Below are 22545 nucleotides of genomic sequence, written 5' to 3' on the forward strand. Positions count from 1 at the left end.
GACGGTTCGAGCGTGTGTGGGGGGCGGGTCCGACGATCCCGACACCCTGGACAGCGGTTACGGCCTGCAACTCGTCCTGGCGAACCTCGGCAGGCGCGAGGAATCGCTGGGACTGCTCCGGGCCGTCGTCGCCGGTCGGCGCACGGCACTGGGCCCCGCGCACCACTGGCCCTGCGCGCCCGCGCCAGTCTGCTGGAGATCCTGCCCGCCTCCGAGGTGGTCACCGAAGAAGGCGGCACGCTGCTCTCGCTGCTGTCGGAATGCGTCCGGCGCCTCGGCGCCGACCACACGGCGACGCTGGGTGCCCGGCACAACCGCGCCTGGGCGCTGTACCTCCTGGGCCGGTTCGGCGAGGTCGACGAGGCGATTCGAATGGTCGCCGAAGCTTATGTGCGGCGCTTCGGCACCGAGTATCCGATCGTGCTTGCAGCCCGGCAGCTTTCCTGCCGAACCCGGTCCGCGCTCGGCCACATGGACGCGGGCATCGAGCTGATGAGCGACGTCGTCGCACAACGGGAACGGAGCCTGGGCCCAGAGCACCCCTTCACGGTCGCGAGCCGTCGGCTGCGCGACGAGTACCGACCGGATCGGTGGCACCCGCCGCAACCGTCTGGCGGATGACGGCGGACACGTGACGGCGCCTTCCGGATCGTGGTCGGTGCGGTCCCACTGGATGAACTCAATGCAGAGGTCCCGGCGGGGTGGATCGAGCGGCCCAGGGTGAGTACGGCTGCGCGTTCGAACCGACCCTGCGGGGCGGTTGGCGTAAAGGTGACGTCGGGATGGCGGACATGCGAACGGGTGGCGGCGGCTCGGTAGGTTGTTCAGGGCTCGCCAAAGGGATGTCCAGGGTTGGCAAAAGGGATCTTGCCCCCTCCTTCACGTGGCGCTTACAACTTGTCGCCGCAGCCTGTGTGCTTACGGCCGAGCCCGAATGCCCCCAGCTGTCTCTGATTCCTGACGGTGCGTTCGTGAAGGTCGGTGGGTGGGGTGCGTCCGCTGTCGCGGTGGCGTGTGTGGCTGGCCGTGGTGCCGTTGCTGGTGTCCTTCTGGGCCCAGGAGGGCGGCGCCGCCTACGCGGCCACACGGCCGTCCGCCTCCCTGGGGGCCGGACTGAACCAGGTCTGGAAGTGGCTGTCGGGCTCCGACGGTCCGGGCCCGGGGGCGAAGACCGGCTCGGCGCGTGACGTGCGTGCCGCGAGGGGCGGTCGCGGACGGCCCTCGGGGAAGGCACCGGGCAAGGGCAAGGGGCAGTTGGCCGCCTGGAAGGCGCCGAGCACCCGAGCTGAGAAGGAACGTTCCGGCAGGGCATCCGTGGGCTTCGACCCGAAGACGAGCAAGCGCGTCGCTGCCAAGTCGGGGGCGCAGTTCGACTACTTCCAGAACGCCGACGGGTCCTTCACCCGGAAGATGTCGCAGTCCCGGATCAACTACAAGGACGACACGGGGACCTGGAAATCCATCGACACCCAGGTGGCGAAGGGCGACGACGGCCGCTGGCACGAGAAGGCGAACTCCCTCGGAGTGTCGTTCGCGCCCGCCACGGCAACGGCGGGTTCCGTACGACAGTCCGCGCTGCGGGCCGGCGGCACCGGCTCGGTCGTGCCCGCCGCCCTGAGCTGGAAGACCATGTCCGCCGTCCAGGCCGACGACCCGACGGCCACCCCCAGTCCGGCCCCCAGTCCCACCGTCAGCTCCGGGACCTCCGCACAGGACGACCTGGCCACGCTGACCATCTCCGACTCCGAGTCGGTGTCCTGGTCGCTGGCCGGTGCCAATGCCGTGTCCGGCGCCGCTTCCGGCTCCGGCGTCGAGTACGACGGCGTCCTGACCGACACGAACCTCGTGCTCGCGCCGACCGCGGACGGCGTCAAGGAGTCCCTCGTGCTGACCTCGGCGAACGCGCCGACCAGCTGGGTGTTCCCGATGTCGCTCAAGGGACTGACGCTGACCACCGCCGCCGACGGCACGGTGGAGCTGGTGGACGGCAGTGGCACGGTCGCCGCGACGCTGCCTCAGCCGTTCGGCCGGGACTCCTACGTCGACCCGGCCACCGGCGAGTCGCACGACAACTGGGGCATGACGTACAGCGTCACCGACGTCGACGGCACCCCGGCCGTGAAGATGTCGCTGGACGCCTCCTGGCTGTCCGGCTCCGACATCGCCTTCCCGGTGACCGTCGACCCGACCATGACCGTGACGACCGCGGGCCAGACCCTGACGACGTACGTCTACTACCCGAACACCGCCGACTACTCGTCGGACACGACCATGCGCGTGGGCACCCCGGACGGCGGCGCCTACATCGGCCAGGCGTTCATGAAGTTCCTGGGGCTGCCGGACAGCGACGGCTACCACATCAGCGCCGCCTCGCTGCACCTGTTCGACGTGTGGGCATACACGTGCAGCTCCGCCACCTCGTACGACGTCATGCCGATCACCGAGCAGTGGTGGGTGACCGGCAGCAAGTCCTGGTCGGACCGGCCGGCGACCGCCGCCTCCATCGGCACCTGGTCGGGCACTGTCTCCGGCACCGTGTGCGGGAACACCTCCGTCTCCACCGGCACCGGCCAGTGGCAGACCACCAGTCTGGACACGGACTGGTTCCAGAAGGTAGCCCTCGGCGAGACCGGCAACTACGGCCTGTCCGTGTTCTCCTCGGGCACCAACTCCAACCAGTGGAAGAAGTTCGACTCCTCCCAGGTCGACTCCCACGCGCCGTACATCACGGTGACCTACAGCAAGAACTCGGCGCCGGACATCGAGCGGACCAACCCGGCGGCCGGCTTCGTCTCGCCGTCGCTGCGCCCGCAGCTGCAGGCCAAGGCCGTCGATCCGGACACGTTTCCCAACTCGGCCCTGAAGTACGACTTCGCCGTGTACAACTCGGCGGGCAAGCAGATCGACACCTCCGGCTGGCAGACCTCGGCCAAGTGGACCGTTCCGTCGGGAGATCTGGACTGGTCGGCGTCGTACTACTGGACCGTCTCCGCCAACGACGGCTGGTCGACGACCACGAGCGGCAGCAGAGCCCTGTCCACCCTGGTCGCCCAGCCCCTGGTCGCCTCACGTCTGGCGCAGAACGGCGGGCACGGCTACGACGAGGAGGCCGGCAACTTCACCACCTCCGCGACCGACGCCGACGTGTCGACCGTCGGCCCGGACCTGCAGATGACCCGTTCTTACAACTCCCTGGACACCAGCACCGCCGGGGCGTTCGGCGCGGGCTGGTCGGCGCTCGCCGACATGCGCGCCGTCGTGGACGACGACGGCTCCAAGAGCGTGGTGATCACGGATGACGGCGGCAAGCAGCAGCGTTGGGGCTACTCGTCCTCCGGCTACACCCCGCCCACCGGCACCTACGGCACCTTCAAGGCCCTCTCGGCCGGATATTCGCTGACCGAGACCTCGGGCACGACGTACACCTTCGACACCGGCGGAGGCACGAACGTCTGGCTGCTGTCGCAGATCAAGACCCACGCCGGCCTCACCGAGACGCTCACCTACGACACTTCGCACCGCCTGAGCACCATCAAGAACGACGTCTCAGGCCGCACCCTGTACTTCGCCTGGTCCAAGCCGTCCGGCGCCGCCCACTACCACGTGCAGACGGTCACGACCGACGCCGCCACCAGCGGTGTCACGAGCACCGCCGCGCTGTGGAGCTACGGCTACACCGGCGACCAGCTCACCTCCGTGTGCCCGCCCGCCACCTCGGCTCCGTCGACCCCGTCGACCTCGTGCTACGCGTACACCTACGAGCCCGGATCCAATTACCCGGCCGCCGCCCTGGACGCGAACCCGAGCGGCTACTGGCGCCTCGACGAGGCGTCCGGCAGCACCACGGCAGCCTCCTCGGTCCTGGCCAACGAGCAGACGGACGCGGGAAGTTACAAGACGGTCACGCTCGGCGGCACCACCGGGCCGCTCACCGGATCCTCGGCGACAGCCGCGACCCTCGCGGGCAGCGGATACGTCAAGGTGCCGGCCGGACTGCTGCACGCCAGCACCACCCGCGCGGTGTCGCTGTGGTTCAAGACGTCCAAGAAGGGCGTCCTGATCGGCGACCAGTCCACGTCGGTCACCGGCGCCACGGCGGCCTCCGGCACGTGGACGCCCGTGCTCTATGTCGGCTCGGACGGCAAACTGCGCGGCCACTGGTGGAGCGTGAGCGGCTCCGGCAGCTCCGACTTCGGTTCCACCGGCACCGTCACGGACAACACCTGGCACCACGCCGTGCTCAGCTCCGACGGCTCCACCCAGACCCTTTACCTGGACGGCACCAAGCAGGACACCTTCTCGGGTACCCCCGACGACCAGTCCAACGTCGACACCTACATCGGCGCCGGTTTCGCGGACTCCTGGATCGACTCCCCCGGCGCCGTCAGCTACTTCACCGGCTCCATCTCCGACGTCTCTTTCTACAGCCACCCCCTCACGGCCTCCCAGGCAGACGACCTCTACGCGGCAGGCACCGCCGGCGCGGCCCTGCTGACCAAGGAGGTGAGTCCGGCCGGGCGCACCACCGCGGCCGTCGCCTACGACACCGATGCCGACCGTCTGACGCAGGTCACCGACGAGCACAACGGCACCTGGAAGCTCGGTGCCCCCACCGTGGCCGGTTCCAGCGCGGTCTTCCGCGGTTCGGTCCTGGGCGCGGACCCGGCCGGGTACTGGCAACTCGGCGACGACAGCGACGACGGTTCGGCGGCCTACGCGGACGACGAAGTGGACGGCGGCGACGGCACGTTCAACAACGTCACCCTCGGGGTGAGCGGCCCGTTCAGCGGCAAGGACAGCACCGCGAGCACCGCCGCCTCCTTCGACGGCACCGACTCCTACGTCTCCGTTCCCGCCGACCTCCTGCACACCGACACCAAGCGCAGCATCGGCATCTGGTTCAAGACCTCCACCGCCGGCGTGCTCATCGGCGACCAGTCGACCGCCATCGACGGGGCCACCTCGGCCTCCGGCACCTGGACACCGGTGCTGTACGTGGGCTCCGACGGCAAGCTGCACGGCCACTGGTGGAGCGTGAGCGGCTCCGGCAGCGCCGACTTCGGCTCCACCGGCACGGTCACCGACAACGCCTGGCACTACGCGGTGCTCAGCTGCGACGTCGACAGCCAGGCGCTGTTCCTGGACGGCACCAAACAGGACACCTTCTCCGGCACTCCCGCCGACCAGTCCAACACCCTCACCTACATCGGCGCGGGCTTCGCCAAGAGCTGGCTCGACTCGCCCGGTGACGTCAGCTACTTCAAGGGCTCCATCGCCGAGGTGGCCTTCTACGGCCACAACCTGACCTCCGCCCAGGTCGCCACCCAGTGGAACGCCTACAAGCAGGCGGGCGGCACCGTCGCCACCGAGTCCGTGGCCGTCACCGACCCCGGGAACAACACCCTCAGCAGCACCTACGACCTGTCCGACGGCGGCCGTATCCTCACCGACACCGAAGGGACAGGCGCCACCACCTCCTACGGCTACGACACCGCGGGCTTCGTGTACACCACGACCGACGACAACGGCGACGTCACCACCACCGGTCACAACTCCCGCGGTGACGTGGTCTCCCGCACCACCTGCCAGGACCAGTCGGCCGCCAAGTGCTCGACGTCGTACTTCACGTACTACCTCAACACCTCCTCCGATACGGATCCGCGCAACGACCAGCTGCTCACCTCCTCCGACGGCCGCTCCTCCAGCTCCACGGACACCACCTACCAGACCGTCAACAGCTATGACACCAACGGCAATCTGCTGACCACCACGACACCGGCGGTCACCGGCCACAGCGCGGGCCTGACGACGAAGAAGACGTACACGACGTCCACCACGGCCGGCTACGCCTCCGGCACGGTCGCCCCGGCGGGCCTGCTCGCCTCGATCACCACGCCAGGGGGCGCGACGACCTCGTACGTCTACTACGCGAACGGCGACCTCGCCCAGCAGACCTCGCCGCTCGGCCTGGTCACCCGGTACACGTACGACGCCGTCGGCCGCGTCCTGACCAGGACCGAGATCTCCGACACCTACCCGGCGGGCCTGGTCACCCACTACACCTACGACCCGCTGGGCCGGGTCCTCACCGAACTCGACCCCGGCACCACGAACGCCGTCCGGGCGAACGTCGTCCACACGGCCCTGACGACCAGGACCTACGACGCCGACGGCAACACGCTCACCAGCACGGTCTCCGACACCACCGGCGGCGACACGGCCCGGAGCACGAGCACGGTCTACAACGACTTCGGCGAACCGAAGACCATCACGGATCCCGAACAGCACACCACCGCCTACACCTACGACTCCTACGGCAACAAGCAGACGGAGACCGACGCCGACGGCCAGTCCTACGCCTTCACCTACGACGCCGACGGCAACCCGCTGACGACGACCCTCACCAACTACACGGGCTCCTCGGCGACCCCCGACACACCCGCCGCCAAGCTGCTGGAGCAGCGGACGTACGACGGTGTCGGCCGCCTGCACACCCTCACCGACGGCATCGGCGTCACCACCACCTACGCCTACTACGACAACGGCCTGACGAAGCAGATCACCCGCACCGGCTCCGCCGGCACCAGCTACGTCGAGGAGCAGGACTCATACGACTACGCGGGCAACCTCACCGCGAAGACCACCGCGAACGGCAGCCTCACCACCACGTACACGGTCGACGCCGCCGACCGCACCACGGGGACCACGCAGGACCCGAACGACCTGGACCGGTCGACCGCGTACACCTTCGACGCCGACTCGCGCGTCCTGACGTCCACCCAGACGGACGCGGCCGGCGACCCCGCGCAGAAGCGGACGTACACCTACGACGCGGCCGGCGACACGCTGTCCTCCGCGCAGTACGTCTCCAGCTCTCTCACTCTCCACCAGCGCCACCTACGACGAGCGCGGCCTGCAGGTCACCTCCACCGACGCCCAGCAGCAGGTCACCCACTACACCAACGACGAGGCCGGCCGGCTGACCACGACCACCAGCCCGGCGATCACCGTCACCACGCCCGGCACCGGCGCCACGGACACCGAGTACCCGATCACCCTCGACGGCTACGACACCTTCGGCGACCGCACCGAGGCCGAGGACCCGAAGGGCAACATCACCGCCACCGCCTACGACCGGGACGGCCGCAAGACCGGCACCACCCTGCCGTCGTACAACGGCACCTCGGCCACCACTGCCTGGACCTATGACACCGCCGGCGACGTCCTCACCGAGACCGACGCCAAGGGCGAGACCGACTACGGCTACGACCAGCTGGGCGACCTGGTCAAGCAGACCAACCCCGCCATCGACATCTCCGGCACCGCCACCCAGGGGACCTTCACCTACTCCTACGACCTGGCCGGCGACCGGCTGACCGAGACCTCGCCCTACGGCTCGGTCACCCACCACAGCTACGACGACCTCGGCCGCGCGAGCAGCGACTGGGTGTACGTCTACACCTCGACCACCGCCCAGACGAAACAGGAGACCGACACCGCCTACAACGCGGCCGGTCAGGTCTCGCAGACCGCCTCGGTCAGCGGAGTCACGGCCAAGTACACGTACGACGCGCTGGGCCGCACCCACACGGCGGCCGACACCACCGGCGACACCACGACGTACAGCTACGACCTGCGCGACGACGTCATCAAGACGGTCCTGCCGGACCAGAGCGTCCAGACCGCGACCTACGACGCGGCCGGCCGCGAGACCGCGACCGCGAACCAGACGCCGGCCGGCACGGTGCTGTCGTCCACGTCGGCGACCTACACGAACGACGGCCAACTCCAGACGGCCACCGATGCCCGTCAGCACACTACGAGCTACGAGTACGACGCCGTCGGCGACCTGACGAAGCAGACGGAGCCGGTTACCGACAGCACCAGCATCACCACCAAGTTCGGCTACGACACGGCCGGCCACCAGACCGCCTACACCGACGGCAACGGCGACACCACGTACTACAAGTACAACTCGCTGAGCCTGCCGGCGAGCAAGGAGGTCCCGGCGGTCACCGGCTACACGAGCGACGCCGACCGGACCACCACCTACACCTACGACGAACGCGGCCGCCTCGTCACCCAGACCGACCCGGGCGGTGTCACCCTCACCAACACCTACGACGCCCTGGACGACCTGACCGCACAGACCGGCACCGGCGCCGACGCGAGCACCGCCGACCGCCGCTTCGCCTACTCGCTGAACGGACACCTGGTGGCCTCGGCCGTCGGCGGCACCTGGGAGTACTACGACACCAACGCGCTCGGCGACGTCCTCACCACATCGGGCCAGGCGGGCAACTCGTCCTTCACCTACAACACCGACGAGAACCCAACCACCCGCACCGACGCCTCCGGCACGAGCAGCTACACCTACGACACCGACGGCCGCCTGAACACCGACACGGACGCGGCGACCGGCACCATCCTCACCTACCAGTACAACTCCCTCTCCCAGCCGAAGTCGGTGACCTACGGCACGTCGGGCGACGTCCGCAACTACGGCTACGACTCCCTGCACCGCCTCACCTCCGACGTCCTCACCACCGCGGCCGGCACCACCGTGGCCTCCGTCGGCTACGACTGGGACAAGAACGACAACCTGACCTCCAAGACCACCACGGGACTCCAGGGCGCCGCGACGAACTCGTACACCTACGACTACGCCGACCGCCTCACGTCCTGGACATCCGGCGCCACGACCACCGGATACACCTACGACGGCGACGGCAACCGACTGACCGCGGGCGCCAAGACCTACACCTACAACGCCCGGGACCAGCTGACCTTCGACGGAACGCTCGACTACAGCTACACGGCACGCGGCGCCCTCGCCGCAAAGGGCTCCACGCCATACACTTTCGACGCCTACGGTCAGCAGGCCACCGCCGGAGCCACGGCCTACACCTACGACGCACTGGGCCGTGCCATGACCGACGGCTCGACCGCACTCACCTACTCCGGCACCGACAACACGGTCGCCTCCGACGGCACGACCACCTACAGCCGCGACCCCTCGGGCGCCCTCACCGGCGAGTCCTCGGCGGCCGGCGCCACCCTGGCCTGGACCGACCTGCACATGGACGTCATCGGCCAGTTCACGGCGACGGGCAGTACGCTGACCGGCTCTGCGAGCTACGACCCGTGGGGCACGACCATCGCCTCCACCCTGACCGGCAGCGCGGGCTACCAGAGCGAGTACACCGACCCGGCTACCGGCAACGTCAACATGCACGCCCGCTGGTACAGCCCCAGCACAGGCGGCTTCAACTCCGCGGACACGTTCGACAATCCGGCGGTCGGAGACAGCACCAACGCGAACGACTACGCGTACGCGAACGACGCACCGCTCACCGGGACGGATCCGAGCGGGCACTGCTTCTGGGACGCGTGCATCGGAGAAGCGGAGGGCGCCTACCTCGTGGGCTCGGCTCTGATCGGCGCCTGCATCGCGTACTGCTCCAGCCTGTCCAACAGCATCTCGGACGCGTGGAACTCAGTGTCCAGCTGGGGGAGTTCCGGCTCCACCACGCACAGCCACTCCCACGCCGCCAGCTCCAGCTCCAGCGCCACCCACGTCGCGTCCGGAGAGTGCGTCGACTACTGGTCGATGGCCTGCGAGACCCGTTACAGCAGGCCCTCGCACAGCAGCGGCCGTTCCTCCTCGGGATCCGGCTCCGGAGGCGGCGGCTCCAGCGGCGGCACCTGCTACTACTGCGGCGGCGGGGGCAGCGGCGTCAGCGCCGCGGAACAGGCGGCCGCCGCGGCCAAGGCGGCCGCGGCAGCGGCAGCCGCCGCCGCGGCACGCCGCGCGGCGATCCGCGCCCACGCCATCAAGATCACCACGTCCATCGGCAAGTCCACGCTGAAGGTCCACTCGATCTCAGCCGCCACCGAGCCGCCGACGGTGCAGATCAATATCGGTAACTCGATACGCAACGCGGCCTCGGCCATCGCGGCGGGACTCACTACGGCGGCCGTCTGCGTGGCGACCGGTGGCTGCGCCGGAGATGACGATGACGACGGGCGCAGGAGTTCGTGCGATGCGATGCCCCTGGTCGACGGGGGGCGGATCTACGGTGGTCTCGAGGAATACACGGACCATCAGGGGAGCAAGGGATGCAGGGCGACCGGTGCCATCGCATTTCTCACCAAGAGCGATCGCAGGTCACGGACGGGAGCCGGCGGTTTGCCGAAGTGCCCTGAATGCGAACCGTCCGTCGAGCCGGATGGAATGGGAGAGATCAGAGCAGGAGGCGGAAGGCCGCAGGCGGGCCACCTGATAGGTTATTGGGGTAAGGGTACCGGCGAGGATGTCCGCAACCTGGTGGCGTTGAACGCCAGGGCGAATGCTCGGATGGCGAGCAAGGTGGAGGCCTTCGGATGGAAGGCGCTGAACAGAAACGACAGTCTGTTCATGTCGGTCGTTCCCGTGTACGGAGACACTCACTCGGCCGTTCCGACGACTATCCAGGTGGGAATGGCCGTGTACGGACCCAGAGGTAGGATCACGGACAGCTATTCATGCACTGTGGTCAACTCCAAGACCGGCATCGGCTCGACGTGCTAGAAGGGGTCAAGTGATGGCAACGCTTGGGGAGATCCGAGCCTTGTTGGGCGAACCTGGATTCAATTGGACGGATCCGGCGCCATGGAACGAATTGGAGAGGGAGTTCGGAATCCAATTCCCGGCGGACTTCCGTGAGATCGTGGATGCCTACGGTTCGGTCCAGATCAACAACCAACTGTATCTGGAGCACCCCGCCGGTCATCTTCTGCACAATCTGACGGAATCCATCAAAGGTGATCTTGAGCTTTTCCGCGAGGAAGACATGGCGGAGTACCTGCCGAGTCCGGCCGGGGCGAACCCTGGTGAGCTGATGCCGGTGGCGTCGGCCACGACGGGGGAATGGGTTTTCCTCCGGGTTCCCGACGGCCCTTCCTCGCCTTGGCGCGTCCTGGTTCAGGAGCTTGACAGCCCTGCGTGGGTGCTCCATGAGATGACATTCAGTGAGTGGTTGCTGGCGTACCTCAGGGGTGAGGACGTGACGGTGTGTTCTCGCGCCTTCGCGCCCGACCGACCGTTCTTCGAACCGCTGAGCTGAACCGTGACATTCGCACTCCACATCGCCGGCTGGATCTGCAGAAGGACACCATGCACTGGGCTGTGAAAACGCTGAGCCGTCTTGTGCAGCCGCCCGCGGGCGGTGGCGACACGGTCGACTGGGACACGCTGCGAGCTGCTACCGGGTGGGAATTCCCGGCCGACTACCGCGACTTCGTAGCGGCGTGCGGCATGGGAACGATCAGTGAGTCGATAGGCGTCCTGACGCCGCCTTTCGACGGGTGTCCGTACGACGACCACCTGCTCTTCCGAGCCGAGCGGCCGCTTGAGGGCGGGGTGCTGACCTGGGTTTCGAACGAGGCCGGTGACGACTTTCTGTGGCGGTGTGCGGGCGAACCGGAGCAGTTGAAGGTGATCTTCCGGCCCAGGAACCGTCGCCAGGAACGCGTGTACGACATGGGAATGGCCGAGTTCCTTCTGCGTCTGGTGGAAGGGGAGATCCGTCCGCCGTTGGGGGCTGAGTTCGCCATGCCGGCCACGTTCGCATCATGGCGTGAGGAACAGCGTCTGCTCGATGAGGGCGACGACCTTGAGGGCTTCTGATCCTGGTGTCCTTCCTGCTGTTCCTGCTGTTCCTGCTGGCCGGCTTGGGCCTCGCTGGGTGCGACATCATCAACTACTGAGAACGAGGAATGGGGCGTACGGGTGACATTGCGTGTCTCACGGCGGCGTCTGGGGGCCATGCTGGGTGTGGGGGCAGCCCTGGTGATGGCGGGTGTCCTCGTGTGGTTCCTGCGTGCTGCGCCGGAGGCCGGCGTGCACGCGCCGGAGCCCGTGTCGCACGTCGACACCGCGACCCGGGACTGTCTGCTGACGTCGACGGACGTGGACACCACGGGCACGTGGGCGGCGATGCAGAAGACTGCCGGGGCGAGTGACTCGAAGATCGTCGTCCAGCGCTACCGCCTCCCGACCGGTGCGGACGCCGTCGCCTACGTCAACACACTTGTGCGGCTTCGCTGCTCGACCGTCGTCACCACGGGCACCGCAGCTCGCTCGGCCGTCGCCGCCCGCCTCGCGGCGGGGGCGGTCCCGCATGTCCGCTTCGTGGTGGTGTCCAGTCAGCCGTTGCGTGGGACTACGCATCTGGACCCGGACGCGGTGAGCGCGCGGAGCCTCTCCGGCGCGCTGGCCGCGTGACAGGTCACTGCGGCTGCGAGAGAACCTCACCCCGGCCACCCTCGCTCTGCGTTTGCGCAGCTCACAGTGGTGGGGTGGCCATCCCCGGCGTACGGCCCGACTCGTCTGCCGCCACCTGCGGCTTTGCCCGCGAAAGGGCCTCGACCGTCATCGCGACAGCCATTGGAGCACCACCCTGGGGTCGCAGAGCTTGCTGCGGTCTTGCCCCGGTGGGATTGCGCGGCCTCGGCGTCGGCCCTCGACCTGGGGCGTGCTTCAGAAGGGATCAAGCATCGTGGTCGGCCGGGCCGGGCGTCTCGTCCGCCCAGCCTCGGGACAGAGCCAGTCGGCCGGACCGGTGTGCGTTGCGCTGTTCGGTGACCCATCGCTCGACCTGGTTCACGGATGTCGCGAGCGACTGGCCAGTGGTGTCGATCAGGTGGGTGCGCCATCGCGGGTCCACGGCGGTCCACGTGGTCCATCGGTGCCAGGCCATCTCGGGCCAGCTCCCGTCGATGATGATGTCGGGCCGGAAGCGTGGGTCGCGGGCGTGCCCGCGGTGCCAGGCCGCCCAGCCGCAGAAGGCGTCGGTGGCGGCCTGGTCCCATCGGCCGCCGTCGCGTGCGGCGAGTCGGTCGCGCCGGTCCTGGTCGGCGACGTCGATCAGGCAGACGGCGATCCCGTTCAGCGACGGTGCCGAGGGGGCGGCCAGGACTTCGCCCAGCGGTGAGTTCCCGGACAGCAGCAGGTCCATTCCACGGTCCTGGTACTCCAGCGCTCGGCGCACCCACACCTCGGTCATGCGGTTGCGCCAGTGGGGAGGGATCGGAGGGTCCGGGACACCGACTTCGTCGAAGTCGTGCACCACGATCCGGTCGAGTCGGCCGGCGACGGCGAAGGCGAGCGCGGTCTTGCCCGCGCCGCTGGAACCGGTCAGCTTGAGCAACATCTGGCCAGGGTGACAGCCCGCAAAGGCATTCTCGACTGGTTTGTCGGGGGCCTGCGCCGGCCCTGGCGAGTCGCCGGATTCTTACAGCCACTCATGGATGGCGGCGATCAGCGATCGAGGCCGCACTCCACCGCGTGGCGCTTCTTGTCTCTCGTGGCGACACGGTCGACTGGGGCACGCTGCGGGCCGCGGCTGCGGCTGCGATGTGGACCGCCGGGCCGTACGCGGGCTGAAATCCTCCGCCGGTCTCCCGGAACGCCTGGCGTACAGCCCGGCTCGGTAGGACCCGCCCCGGCGACGCGGGCTTCGGCGGCGGGGCTGTGGTGGCCGAACCTGAATCCTCCTCCATGCGCACGCACGTATTTGAGGCGTGGGTCACAGCAGGGCCGTGTCCGGCGCATCAGCGGGAAAACGAGTACGCAACGGATAGGAGGCGGATGTGTCACGCGATCGGATCGCACTGGCCGAGGTGCTGGCAGCGGCGGAGGACGCCGCGCCGGTGCGCTCTCTCGATGTCGTGGCCCGCAATCTGCGCAAGCGGTTCGGTGCCCGATATGTGTCGTACCTGTTCGTCGACGTCGTCGGCCGACGACTGTTGCGGGTGAGCGAGGAGGCCGCCACGCCGCAGGAGCGTCGCGCTGAAGAGATCCCCTTCGACGACAGCGTCTACGACGAGGTCCTGCGCGTACAGCGGACGGTGCGGGTGCCGGAGGGCGAGCGCGGGCACAGGGTGCTCACCCCCGTCACCAACCGCGGCGACGCCATCGGTGTCCTGGAGCTGTTCCTCTCCGAGGCCGGCCGGGAAGTGTTGGAGCAGGTCGAGGAGGCCGCGCACGCGCTGGCGTACATCGTCGTCACCGACCGCCGCTTCACCGACCTCTACCACTGGGGCAACCGCACGACCTCGGTCAGTCTGGCCGCGGAGATCCAGCGCCAGCTCCTGCCCTCCGCCCCTTCCTGCGAGGCCCCGGAGTTCGCCCTCGCGGGCGCCCTGGTCCCGGCCGCCGACATCGCCGGTGACACCTACGACTACACCCTCGACCACGACACCCTGCACCTGTCCGTCACCGACGCCATGGGCCACGACGTCAGCGCCGCACTCATGGCCACACTCCTGGTCAACGCCTCCCGCGGCGCCCGCCGTGCCGGGTGTGACCTCGCCGAACAGGCCCGTCAGACCCACGAGGCCCTCCTCGCCCACGGACGGCAGACCTTCGCCACCGGCCAGTTGCTGCGCATCGCCCTGGACGGCACGAGCTCCCAGCTCGTCAACGCCGGCCATCCCTGGCCCCTGCGGCTGCGCGACGGCACGGTCGACGAACTGCGGCTGGCGGTGAACCTGCCGTTCGGCGTCGCCACAGACAAGGGGCCGTACCGGGTACAGGACTTCGACCTGCGCCCCGGTGACCGCCTCGTGCTGCACACCGACGGCATGCAGGAACGCGAGGCGAAGAAGGTCGACCTCCCCGGCCTCATCCGTGACACCGCCGCCGAGCACCCGCGCGAGGTCGTACGTACTCTGGCCACCGCGGTCACCGACGCCTGGGACGGCCACCCGCAGGACGACGCCACCGTCCTGTGCCTGGACTGGTACGGCCCCGGTGCCCGCAGCCGCAGACCGCCGCGCGAACGCCGTCGCAGACGCGCCGGGTGAGGGCCGGCGAGCGGACCGGACCACACCTGCTTGGCACCGCCGTCGATGAAGATCTCGGTGCCGGTGATGAAACTGGACTGGCCGGTGGCGAGGAAGAGCGCCAGGTCGGCGACTTCCTCCGGCCGGCCCATGCGGCCCAGGGGCACGGTGCCGGCGAGGGTCTCCCGCGGCTGCGCGGCCCCTTCCTCGTCAGCGGCGAGACCGTCGAGTCCGGGGGTGGTGATGGGGCCGGGCGAGATGGTGTTGACGCGGATGCCGCGCCAGCTCAGTTCGTCGGCCCAGGTGCGGGAGAAGGCGCGGATGGCGGCCTTCGATGCGCCGTACACACCGAAGGCTCGTCGGCTCAGTGGCCCGTCGCGGCGTGCACGTGCTGCGCCGACGTGTCCGGCTGCCGCATCACACCGGGGCGAGGATGCCGCCCGGTTCGTCCGCGTCGGCGTGGGACGCTGCCTCCCCTGGCGGCACCTGCCGTGGCGCTGGTCGTCAGCGCCAGCCGAGTTCCGGCGCGACGTGCTTCAGGATGCTGCCGACGACATGCGCGTTGTAGTCGACACCGAGCTGGTTGGGCACGGTGAGCAGCAGTGTGTCGGCGGCGGCGACGGCCTCGTCCTCCGCGAGCTGCTTGACGAGCACGTCGGGCTCGGCGGCGTAGGACCGGCCGAAGATGCTGCGTGTGTGGGCGTCGATGTAGCCGATCTGGTCCGTCGAGTCGCGGTCCCGGCCGAAGTACGCGCGGTCCCGCTCGTCGACGAGCGGGAAGATGCTGCGGCTGACCGACACCCTGGGGGTGCGGGTGTGTCCCGCGGCGCGCCACGCCTCGCGGTACGCCTCGATCTGCTTGCGCTGCTGGACGTGGAGCGGCTCGCCGCTCTCGTCGTCCTTGAGGGTCGAGCTCTGCAGGTTCATCCCGAGCCCGGCGGCCCAGACCGCGGTGGCGTTCGAGCCGGAACCCCACCAGATGCGGTCCCGCAGCCCCTCGGAGTGCGGTTCGATGCGCAGCAGGCCCGGCGGGTTCGCGAACATCGGCCTGGGGTCGGGCTCCGCGAATCCCTCGCCCCTGAGCACCTCGAGCAGTTCCTCGGTGTGCGCGCGAGCGAGGTCGGCGTCGGTTCCGCCCTCCGGCGGCCGGTAACCGAAGTGCCGCCAGCCGTCCACGACCTGCTCCGGTGAGCCCCGGCTGAGGCCGAGCTGGAGCCGGCCGCCCGAGATCAGGTCGGCCGCGCCCGCGTCCTCCGCCATGTACAGGGGGTTCTCGTAGCGCATGTCGATCACACCGGTGCCGATCTCGATCCGGCTGGTGCGCGCGCCGATCGCCGCGAGCAGCGGGAACGGGGAGGCGTGCTGCCGGGCGAAGTGGTGCACGCGGAAGTAGGCGCCGTCCGCCCCCAGCTCCTCCACGGCGACCGCCAGGTCGATCGCCTGCAGCAGGGAGTCCGACGCGGAGCGCGTCTGCGAGTGCGGCGACGGCGTCCAGTGCCCGAAGGACAGGAACCCGATCTTTTTCATACCGCTTTCAACAATCGGCGCACGGGTTCATTCCGCCGTGACCCGGTGGTGCCCGTCCGAGCGCAGAAGCGCTGGGGAAACTGCTTGCGTGAACCGACTCGACGCCGTGCGGTTCCCGAGGCCGGATCGGCGGCCGGTGTCCTGGTTCGTGAGGGCTTCCGGCCATGCCGGCTGCATGCGATCCGTGAGCTTCCGGCGGGGCCTGCGATGGGCCGGAGTCCCCGCAGAGGGGCCGGTCGGGCGGCGTCAGACCGATCCGAGCAGGCCGTCGAGGACGACCTTCTCGGCGAGGTAGAAGACGAGACCGCCCACGGGAGCGAGAACGGCGCACAGCCAGGAGCGCTGCACCCCGGCGCGCGCCAGGTAGGCGGTCAGGAGAGCGGTGAGCAGCGCGCCGACGGCCAGGAAGGCGGTCGCGTCTCCCCAGTAACGGAGCCCCAGTCCGAACCAGAGTCCCTCGCCCAGCACCACCATCGTGACGACCGCCCCGGCCGCCGCCCGCACGACCCCCTGCCCTCGCCGTACCGTCCACCCGGCCCATCCCAGCAGGGGCCCTCCCGCGAGTCCCGCCACCGACCACACGGCGGCGGTCCCGAGCCCTCCGCTCCCGAAGGTGCCGCCGAGGGTGGACGCCGTGTAGTAGCCACCGCAGGTGGCGAGCATCATCAACGCCCCGCCCCAGATGGCGAGTTGCCGGCTCCGGATCAGGGCGCCTGCCGCGGCGGTCCAGATGATCCAGGTGGACGTCGAGTTGGTGGCCCGGTCCAACAGGGGCGCCATCCCGTGCAGGCCGTACGTCGCCCAGCCGAGCAGCAGTCCGAAGGCGGTGGTCGCGGTGAGGACGGTGGCGGGGGCGTCGCGCCGGAAGGCGGTCATGGAAGCCATGCCCGGCACTATACATGCGAAGTATACACATGGTGCATAGTGGCCAAGGGGGGCTCCGCAGTGCAGTGCCGCCTGCCGGACCGGACCGGACGGGCTCGCGAGGCGATGTCGGGCCGCCCGGCCGGCGTGGGCGGCCCGACTCAGATCCTCACCTCGCCTCACCTCTCCGTCGGACTCGGTGACACCGTGCCGTTCGCCGGCGGGGTGAGGACGACCTGCGGCTGGCCCGCGACCGCGGGCGGCGGGGTCAGGTCCTGGGCCGGAAGGCCGGGGGAGGTGGTTTCCTGGGCGAGGGCCCGGGCGAAATCGACCAGGCCGGTCTTCTCCACGACCGTGATGTGGTCCAGGACGGTGCTGTTGGCCTGGTCGGCCAGCGCGCGGACCAGCGAGTTCCTCGTGGTGCTGCGGACGCTCGCGATCGTGGTGAGGAGCTGGCCGTTCGTCGCGCGCACGGTGGTGGCCAGGTCCGTGTCGAACTCCTTGCCGCTTTCCGCGGTCAGCCGGGACCCGAAGCTCTGCTGCTGGGGCGACGGCTGGTTGGGCAGCGTGATGCCCAGCTGATCGGCGACACTGCGGCAGGCGGCGTCCAACGAGGCGTCCCCGTCGACCAGATGCTCCCCGGCGTTCCTGACCGCCTTCGTCGTCCCCTTCTTCGCCGCCTTCTGGCCGACGGGGTACTCCCACAGTCCGGCCGAGCGCACTTTGACCACGAAATCCCGGTCGGCTTCCGTCAGCGGTCCGGTCGCCGGGGTGGCGAGGACCCGTTCGGGTGCGCTGCTGACCTTCTGGACTCCGAGCATGGCGGGGTAGAGGAGGGAGCCGAGAGTGAAGCTGAGCGCACCACCCACGAAGAGAGTTCCCGCCGCCTTCCGTGAAACGAACACCGTGTCTCCTGATCCGGTTCTTCGGATCCCGCACACGCAGGCATACGGACGAGAGGGCGCGCAGAACCTCTTGGGCTCGTCATGGGTTCGTAAAGCGATGGGCGGTGTGTGAAGAAGCGCCGTGAAGAAGGGCCGTTAGGCCCTATCGGCGGCCGAAGAAGGGACTGTTGGGCCCTATCGGAGCCGAGTGGTCCCCGGTCGATCATGTGGCGGCGGCCGGGAAGGGCCAGGTCCATTCCCGCACTTCTGGTCCTTCCCGGCACGTCGACGACACCGACTGAGGGGAGGGCGCCGCTGGGCCGGCATCCACCGACGTGCACCGACTGCTCACCAGAACTTCACACGGGACGGCGGCTGACGGCGGCCGGGAGGGTACCCGGCCGGGTGCCGTTCACCGGAAGGGACCCGCCGTCGTGATCGCTGTGGCTGCGTCGCTGCTGCCCGTGCTGGGCCTGCTGCTGCACGTAATGGACCGTGTGGAGGACTGGCTGGGCGGCGATCCGCCGACGACCGCACGCCACGCCCGGGACCGTCACCTGACGCTGGTCCACAACGACAGCCCACCACCAGCCGAGCCGAGTCCGGCCGGTCCGAGTCTGGTCGGTCCGAGCCCGGCCGGTCCGGTCCCGTGCCGCATCGACGCGGCCTGAGCACGCCGAGTGGGGTGCCGGGCCGCACGGGCGACGGCCAGGGGCGTACCCGCCGCCGGTTGCGGAGCTGTCGGGTCGGGCGCCGGGCACAGCCAGGTCGCCCTCGGCGTACTGGGCACGGCCGAAGCCGAACGACCGGTCCTGGGGGCCGTTCTCGATGATGCCGACGAAGACGTCCGCGGCCGGTGAACCGGCCGGATGCCGTGAACTGGTGTGCTACGCAAGGGGGTTCGCCCTTAAAGTGTGCCCCGACCCGATCCCCCCCGCCGAAGGACGCACCCGCCTCATGACCGACCCCGTGACCACACCCGACCCGGCCGAGCAGCAGCAGAAGATCGACACCTCGGTGCCGCACTCCGCCCGTATCTGGAACTACTGGCTCGGCGGCAAGGACAACTACCCCGTCGACGAGGCGGCCGGTGACGCCTACACCGAGGTGTTCCCCGGGATCGTCACCATCGCCCGCTCCAGTCGGGCCTTCCTGCGTCGGAACATCGCGTATCTCGTCTCCGAGGCGGGTGTCCGGCAGTTCCTGGACGTCGGCACCGGGCTGCCGACCGCGCAGAACACCCACGAGGTCGCCCAGCGGCTCGCCCCTGAGGCGCGGATCGTCTACGTCGACAACGACCCGATGGTCCTCGCCCACGCCCGTGCGCTGCTCACCTCCACCGAGGAAGGCGCGACCGCGTACATCGACGCCGACGTGACGGACCCGGAGCGGATCCTCGAGGCCGCCGCCAGGACGCTGGACCTCGGCCGGCCCACCGCGCTCATCCTCAGCAACATCCTGGGGCACGTCGCCGACCACGAGCAGGCCCGTTCCATCGTCGGCCGGCTGATGGACGCCCTGCCCTCGGGCAGCTACCTCTCCGTCAACGACGGATCGCGCGGTGTCGACCCCGTCTTCGAGCAGGCCCAGGACGCCTACAACAGCAGCGGCGCCGTTCCGTACAACCTGCGCTCCATCGACGAGATCACCGCTTTCTTCGACGGTCTGGAGCTCGTCGAGCCCGGTGTCGTCTCGGTGACGCAGTGGCGGCCGGAGGACGGTCCGGGCGCCCCGGAGGTCGTCGCCGAGCACGGTGGGCTCGCGCGGAAGCCGTGACGGCGGTTACGCGTTCACTTCACCGCCGGTGACCTGGCCCGGGTCCCGGCGGCCACGGAGTTCGCCCCAGCGGTGACCGGCGGGTGCCTCTCACCCGGGCGGCCCGGGGCGGGGGACGGCAGATCCCAGGGCAGTCCCAGGGCAGACTCACCCCGCTCCGGCTGCGCGAGATCGCGGCCGCCTGCCCGGCCGCCTGCCTGGCCGCAGGGCTCCTAGATCGCCTCGCCTCCCCGGAACGCCCTGCCTAGCATGGAAAGGACGCCGCTGACCCGGCGGTGTGTGCCCCGCGCCGGCGAAGGGTGAGAGCCGTGAGCACCTCCCACGACGAGCAGAAGCGGTTGCGGCCGGCGGAGCCGGGGGGCGAGGAGCGGGTGGGGCCGCGGCCCGACGGGGAGCCGTTCTTCCATCCGTACCACCATCCCGCCGCAGGCTGGGGCGCCGCCAAGAGCGTGAGCAAGTTCCTGGTGCGGGAGCGGGCGCTCGTGGAGGGGCCCCGGGCGATCATGAAGATGAATCATGAGAACGGCGGCTTCGACTGTCCCGGATGCGCCTGGCCCGACGACACCAAGGGGCTGCGGCTCGATCTCTGTGAGAACGGGGTCAAGCACGTCACCTGGGAGATGACCCGGAAGCGGGTCGGGCGGGAGTTCTTCGCCGCCCATTCCGTCGGTGAGCTGGCCGGATGGAGCGACTTCGCGCTGGAGGACCAGGGGCGGCTGACCGAGCCCATGGTCTACGACGGTGACACGGACCACTACGTGCCGATCAGCTGGCGGGACGCGTTCGACCTGGTCGGGGGAGTGCTGCGCGGGCTCGACCATCCGAACCAGGCGTCCTTCTACACCTCCGGGCGGCTCGGCAACGAGGCCACCTTCCTGTATCAGCTCCTGGCCCGCGAGCTGGGGACGAACAACCTCCCGGACTGTTCCAACATGTGTCACGAGGCCAGCGGGCGGGCCCTCACCGCCTCGCTGGGCACCGGGAAGGGGACCGTCGACCTCCAGGACTGGGATGTCACCGACGCCCTCTTCATCCTGGGCGTGAACGCCGCCTCGAACGCGCCCCGGATGCTCACCGCCCTCGCCGCCGCCTACCGGCGCGGTGCACAGATCGTGCACGTCAACCCGCTGATCGAGGCGGCCTCGCGGCGGACGATCATCCCGCACGACTTCGTGGACATGGCCGCCTGCCACTCGACCCGCACCGGCACCCTCGACCTCCAGGTGCGCGTCGGCGGTGACATGGCGCTGCTGCGCGGGATCGCCAAGGCCGTCCTCGACCAGTCGGCGTCCGATCCCAAGGCACTCGACCAGGAGTTCGTCGACCGGTACACGAGCGGGTTCGAGGACTACCGGAAGGTGTGCGAGGCCACGTCCTGGGAGGAGATCGAGCGGCAGTCCGGCGTCGGCCGCGCCGACATCCTCCGCGCGGCCAGGATCTACCGGGACGCCGACCGCAGCATCATCAGCTGGTGCCTCGGCGTCAGCCAGCACGAGCACGGCGTCGACACCGTACGGGAGATCGTCAACCTGCTGTTGCTGCGGGGCAACCTCGGGCGGGAGGGCGCCGGGCCCTCGCCCGTGCGTGGCCACAGCAACGTGCAGGGCAACCGTACGTGCGGCATCGACCACCGGCCGGCCGGCCGGTTCCTGGACCGGCTCGCCGCGGTGTGCGAGATCGATCCGCCCCGCGAACACGGGCTCGACACGGTCGGCACCATCCGGGCGATGCTCCGCGGCGACGTCAAGGTGTTCGTCGGCATGGGCGGCAACTTCGCCCTCGCCGCGCCCGACACCCGCGCCACCCACGAGGCCCTGCGCAACTGCGAACTCACCGTCCAGGTGAGCACCAAGCTCAACCGCAGCCACCTGGTCCACGGCCGGCGGGCGCTGATCCTGCCCTGCCTCGGCCGTACCGAGAAGGACCACCAGCGGAGCGGCATCCAGAGCACCTCGGTCGAGGACTCCATGAGCATGGTGCACCTGTCGGTCGGGATGAAGAAGCCTGCTTCCGCGCACCTGTTGTCCGAGCCCGCCGTCATCGCCGGGATCGCCCGCGCGGCGCTTCCCGACAGCACCACACCCTGGGCCTGGTACGTCGAGGACTACGACCGTATCCGCGACACCATGGCCCAAGTCCTCGACGGCTTCGAGGACTTCAACCGGCGGGTGCGGCTGCCGCTGGGCTTCCGGATCCGGCAGCCCGCGCGGGAACTGGTCTTCCGTACGGCCTCCGGGCGCGCCGAGTTCTCCTCGGCACCGCTGCCCGACGTCGTACCCGCGCCGGGGACGCTGGCGCTGGGCACCATGCGCTCCCACGACCAGTGGAACACCACCATCTACTCCGACAACGACCGCTACCGGGGGATCAGGAACCTCCGCACCCTCGTCTTCATGAACGCGGCCGACATGCGGGAGCGCGGCATCGCGGAGTTCGACCCGGTGGACATCGAGAGCACGGCCAAGGACGGCAGCACCCGTGCGCTGAACGGCTACCTCGCCGTTCCGTACGACCTGCCCCGCGGCTGTGCGGCCGGGTACATGCCCGAGATGAACGCGCTGATCGCCCTGTGCGACTACAGCGAACAGAGCGACCAGCCGTTGATGAAACACATCCGGGCGACCATCGGACCGGCCGCTGCCGCCCGTTGAGACACCCGACGGCCCGA

At 69.5% G+C, this 22545-nt stretch carries 13 protein-coding genes and 3 pseudogenes; 11 read left to right on the forward strand and 5 right to left on the reverse strand.

The features are described 5' to 3' along the window. The first annotated feature begins 216 nt into the window (after positions 1 to 216). The 7 genes and pseudogenes from JF597_RS07910 to JF597_RS07935 all read left to right on the forward strand — a co-directional run bounded on the left by JF597_RS07910 (position 217) and on the right by JF597_RS07935 (position 12265). Positions 217 to 621, forward strand: a complete 405-nt coding sequence (locus JF597_RS07910; protein ID WP_293991018.1) for a hypothetical protein — start codon at positions 217 to 219, stop codon at positions 619 to 621. Positions 622 to 2430: 1809 nt separating this feature from the next. Continuing rightward, positions 2431 to 6369, forward strand: a pseudogene (locus JF597_RS55490) (LamG-like jellyroll fold domain-containing protein); the annotation flags it as partial. Positions 6370 to 6913: 544 nt separating this feature from the next. Further along, a pseudogene (locus tag JF597_RS55495) lies at positions 6914 to 7264 on the forward strand (hypothetical protein); the annotation flags it as partial. A 183-nt stretch (positions 7265 to 7447) separates the two neighbouring features. Further along, a complete protein-coding gene (locus JF597_RS07920; RefSeq protein ID WP_293991022.1) occupies positions 7448 to 10570 on the forward strand; it encodes an RHS repeat-associated core domain-containing protein in 3123 nt (1040 codons plus the stop codon). 13 nt (positions 10571 to 10583) lie between these two features. Continuing rightward, positions 10584 to 11105 (forward strand): SMI1/KNR4 family protein, encoded by a 522-nt coding sequence (locus JF597_RS07925; RefSeq protein ID WP_293991024.1) that lies wholly within the window; start codon positions 10584 to 10586, stop codon positions 11103 to 11105. Positions 11106 to 11155: 50 nt separating this feature from the next. Further along, entirely contained in the window at positions 11156 to 11668 is a 513-nt protein-coding gene (locus JF597_RS07930; protein WP_293991026.1) for a hypothetical protein, read from the forward strand. A 147-nt stretch (positions 11669 to 11815) separates the two neighbouring features. After that, complete coding sequence (locus JF597_RS07935; RefSeq protein ID WP_293991027.1) at positions 11816 to 12265, forward strand: hypothetical protein; 450 nt, start codon at positions 11816 to 11818, stop codon at positions 12263 to 12265. Between the two features lie 265 nt (positions 12266 to 12530). On the opposite strand, the gene JF597_RS07940 is transcribed toward JF597_RS07935, so the two are convergent. Further along, the gene (locus JF597_RS07940) at positions 12531 to 13193 is read right to left on the reverse strand and encodes a hypothetical protein (RefSeq protein WP_293991029.1); all 663 of its coding nucleotides are present in this window, start codon (positions 13191 to 13193) and stop codon (positions 12531 to 12533) included. 439 nt (positions 13194 to 13632) lie between these two features. On the opposite strand from JF597_RS07940, the gene JF597_RS07945 reads away from it, so the two are divergent. Further along, on the forward strand, positions 13633 to 14847 hold the full coding sequence (locus JF597_RS07945) for a PP2C family protein-serine/threonine phosphatase (RefSeq protein WP_293991031.1): 1215 nt from the start codon (positions 13633 to 13635) through the stop codon (positions 14845 to 14847). Positions 14848 to 14870: 23 nt separating this feature from the next. Here JF597_RS07945 and JF597_RS07950 read toward each other — a convergent pair. The 4 genes and pseudogenes from JF597_RS07950 to JF597_RS07965 form a co-directional block, all read right to left on the reverse strand. Next, a pseudogene (locus JF597_RS07950) lies at positions 14871 to 15182 on the reverse strand (SDR family oxidoreductase); the annotation flags it as partial. A 148-nt stretch (positions 15183 to 15330) separates the two neighbouring features. Next, positions 15331 to 16353, reverse strand: coding sequence for an LLM class flavin-dependent oxidoreductase (locus JF597_RS07955; protein WP_293991033.1), 1023 nt, complete (start codon positions 16351 to 16353; stop codon positions 15331 to 15333). 246 nt (positions 16354 to 16599) lie between these two features. Continuing rightward, the gene (locus tag JF597_RS07960; RefSeq protein WP_293991035.1) at positions 16600 to 17238 is read right to left on the reverse strand and encodes a DUF6518 family protein; all 639 of its coding nucleotides are present in this window, start codon (positions 17236 to 17238) and stop codon (positions 16600 to 16602) included. Between the two features lie 158 nt (positions 17239 to 17396). Further along, positions 17397 to 18086 carry a DUF4142 domain-containing protein gene (locus tag JF597_RS07965; protein ID WP_293991229.1) on the reverse strand — a complete coding sequence of 230 codons (690 nt, stop codon included), beginning with the start codon at positions 18084 to 18086 and terminating at the stop codon, positions 17397 to 17399. Positions 18087 to 18535: 449 nt separating this feature from the next. Here JF597_RS07965 and JF597_RS07970 point away from each other — a divergent pair, with 449 nt between their 5' ends. The 3 genes from JF597_RS07970 (at position 18536) to JF597_RS07980 (ending at position 22528) form a co-directional block, all read left to right on the forward strand. Further along, positions 18536 to 18772: a hypothetical protein gene (locus JF597_RS07970; RefSeq protein ID WP_293991037.1), complete on the forward strand. Its 237-nt coding sequence runs from the start codon at positions 18536 to 18538 to the stop codon at positions 18770 to 18772. 286 nt (positions 18773 to 19058) lie between these two features. Next, the gene (locus JF597_RS07975; RefSeq protein WP_293991039.1) at positions 19059 to 19877 is read left to right on the forward strand and encodes an SAM-dependent methyltransferase; all 819 of its coding nucleotides are present in this window, start codon (positions 19059 to 19061) and stop codon (positions 19875 to 19877) included. A gap of 308 nt (positions 19878 to 20185) precedes the next feature. Beyond that, on the forward strand, positions 20186 to 22528 hold the full coding sequence (locus tag JF597_RS07980) for an FdhF/YdeP family oxidoreductase (RefSeq protein WP_293991041.1): 2343 nt from the start codon (positions 20186 to 20188) through the stop codon (positions 22526 to 22528). Positions 22529 to 22545: the final 17 nt, after the last annotated feature.

It is taken from the genome of Streptomyces sp. (assembly GCF_019510245.1).
Classification (GTDB): Bacteria; Actinomycetota; Actinomycetes; order Streptomycetales; family Streptomycetaceae; genus Streptomyces.

What these genes read in the sequence shown, in the direction of transcription:
- JF597_RS07955 (WP_293991033.1), bottom strand. Translation starts at nt 16,353, where the DNA reads ATGAAAAAGATCGGGTTCCTGTCCTTCGGGCACTGGACGCCGTCGCCG.
- JF597_RS07940 (WP_293991029.1), bottom strand. Translation starts at nt 13,193, where the DNA reads ATGTTGCTCAAGCTGACCGGTTCCAGCGGCGCGGGCAAGACCGCGCTC.
- JF597_RS07925 (WP_293991024.1), top strand. Translation starts at nt 10,584, where the DNA reads ATGGCAACGCTTGGGGAGATCCGAGCCTTGTTGGGCGAACCTGGATTC.
- JF597_RS07975 (WP_293991039.1), top strand. Translation starts at nt 19,059, where the DNA reads ATGACCGACCCCGTGACCACACCCGACCCGGCCGAGCAGCAGCAGAAG.
- JF597_RS07960 (WP_293991035.1), bottom strand. Translation starts at nt 17,238, where the DNA reads ATGGCTTCCATGACCGCCTTCCGGCGCGACGCCCCCGCCACCGTCCTC.
- JF597_RS07930 (WP_293991026.1), top strand. Translation starts at nt 11,156, where the DNA reads ATGCACTGGGCTGTGAAAACGCTGAGCCGTCTTGTGCAGCCGCCCGCG.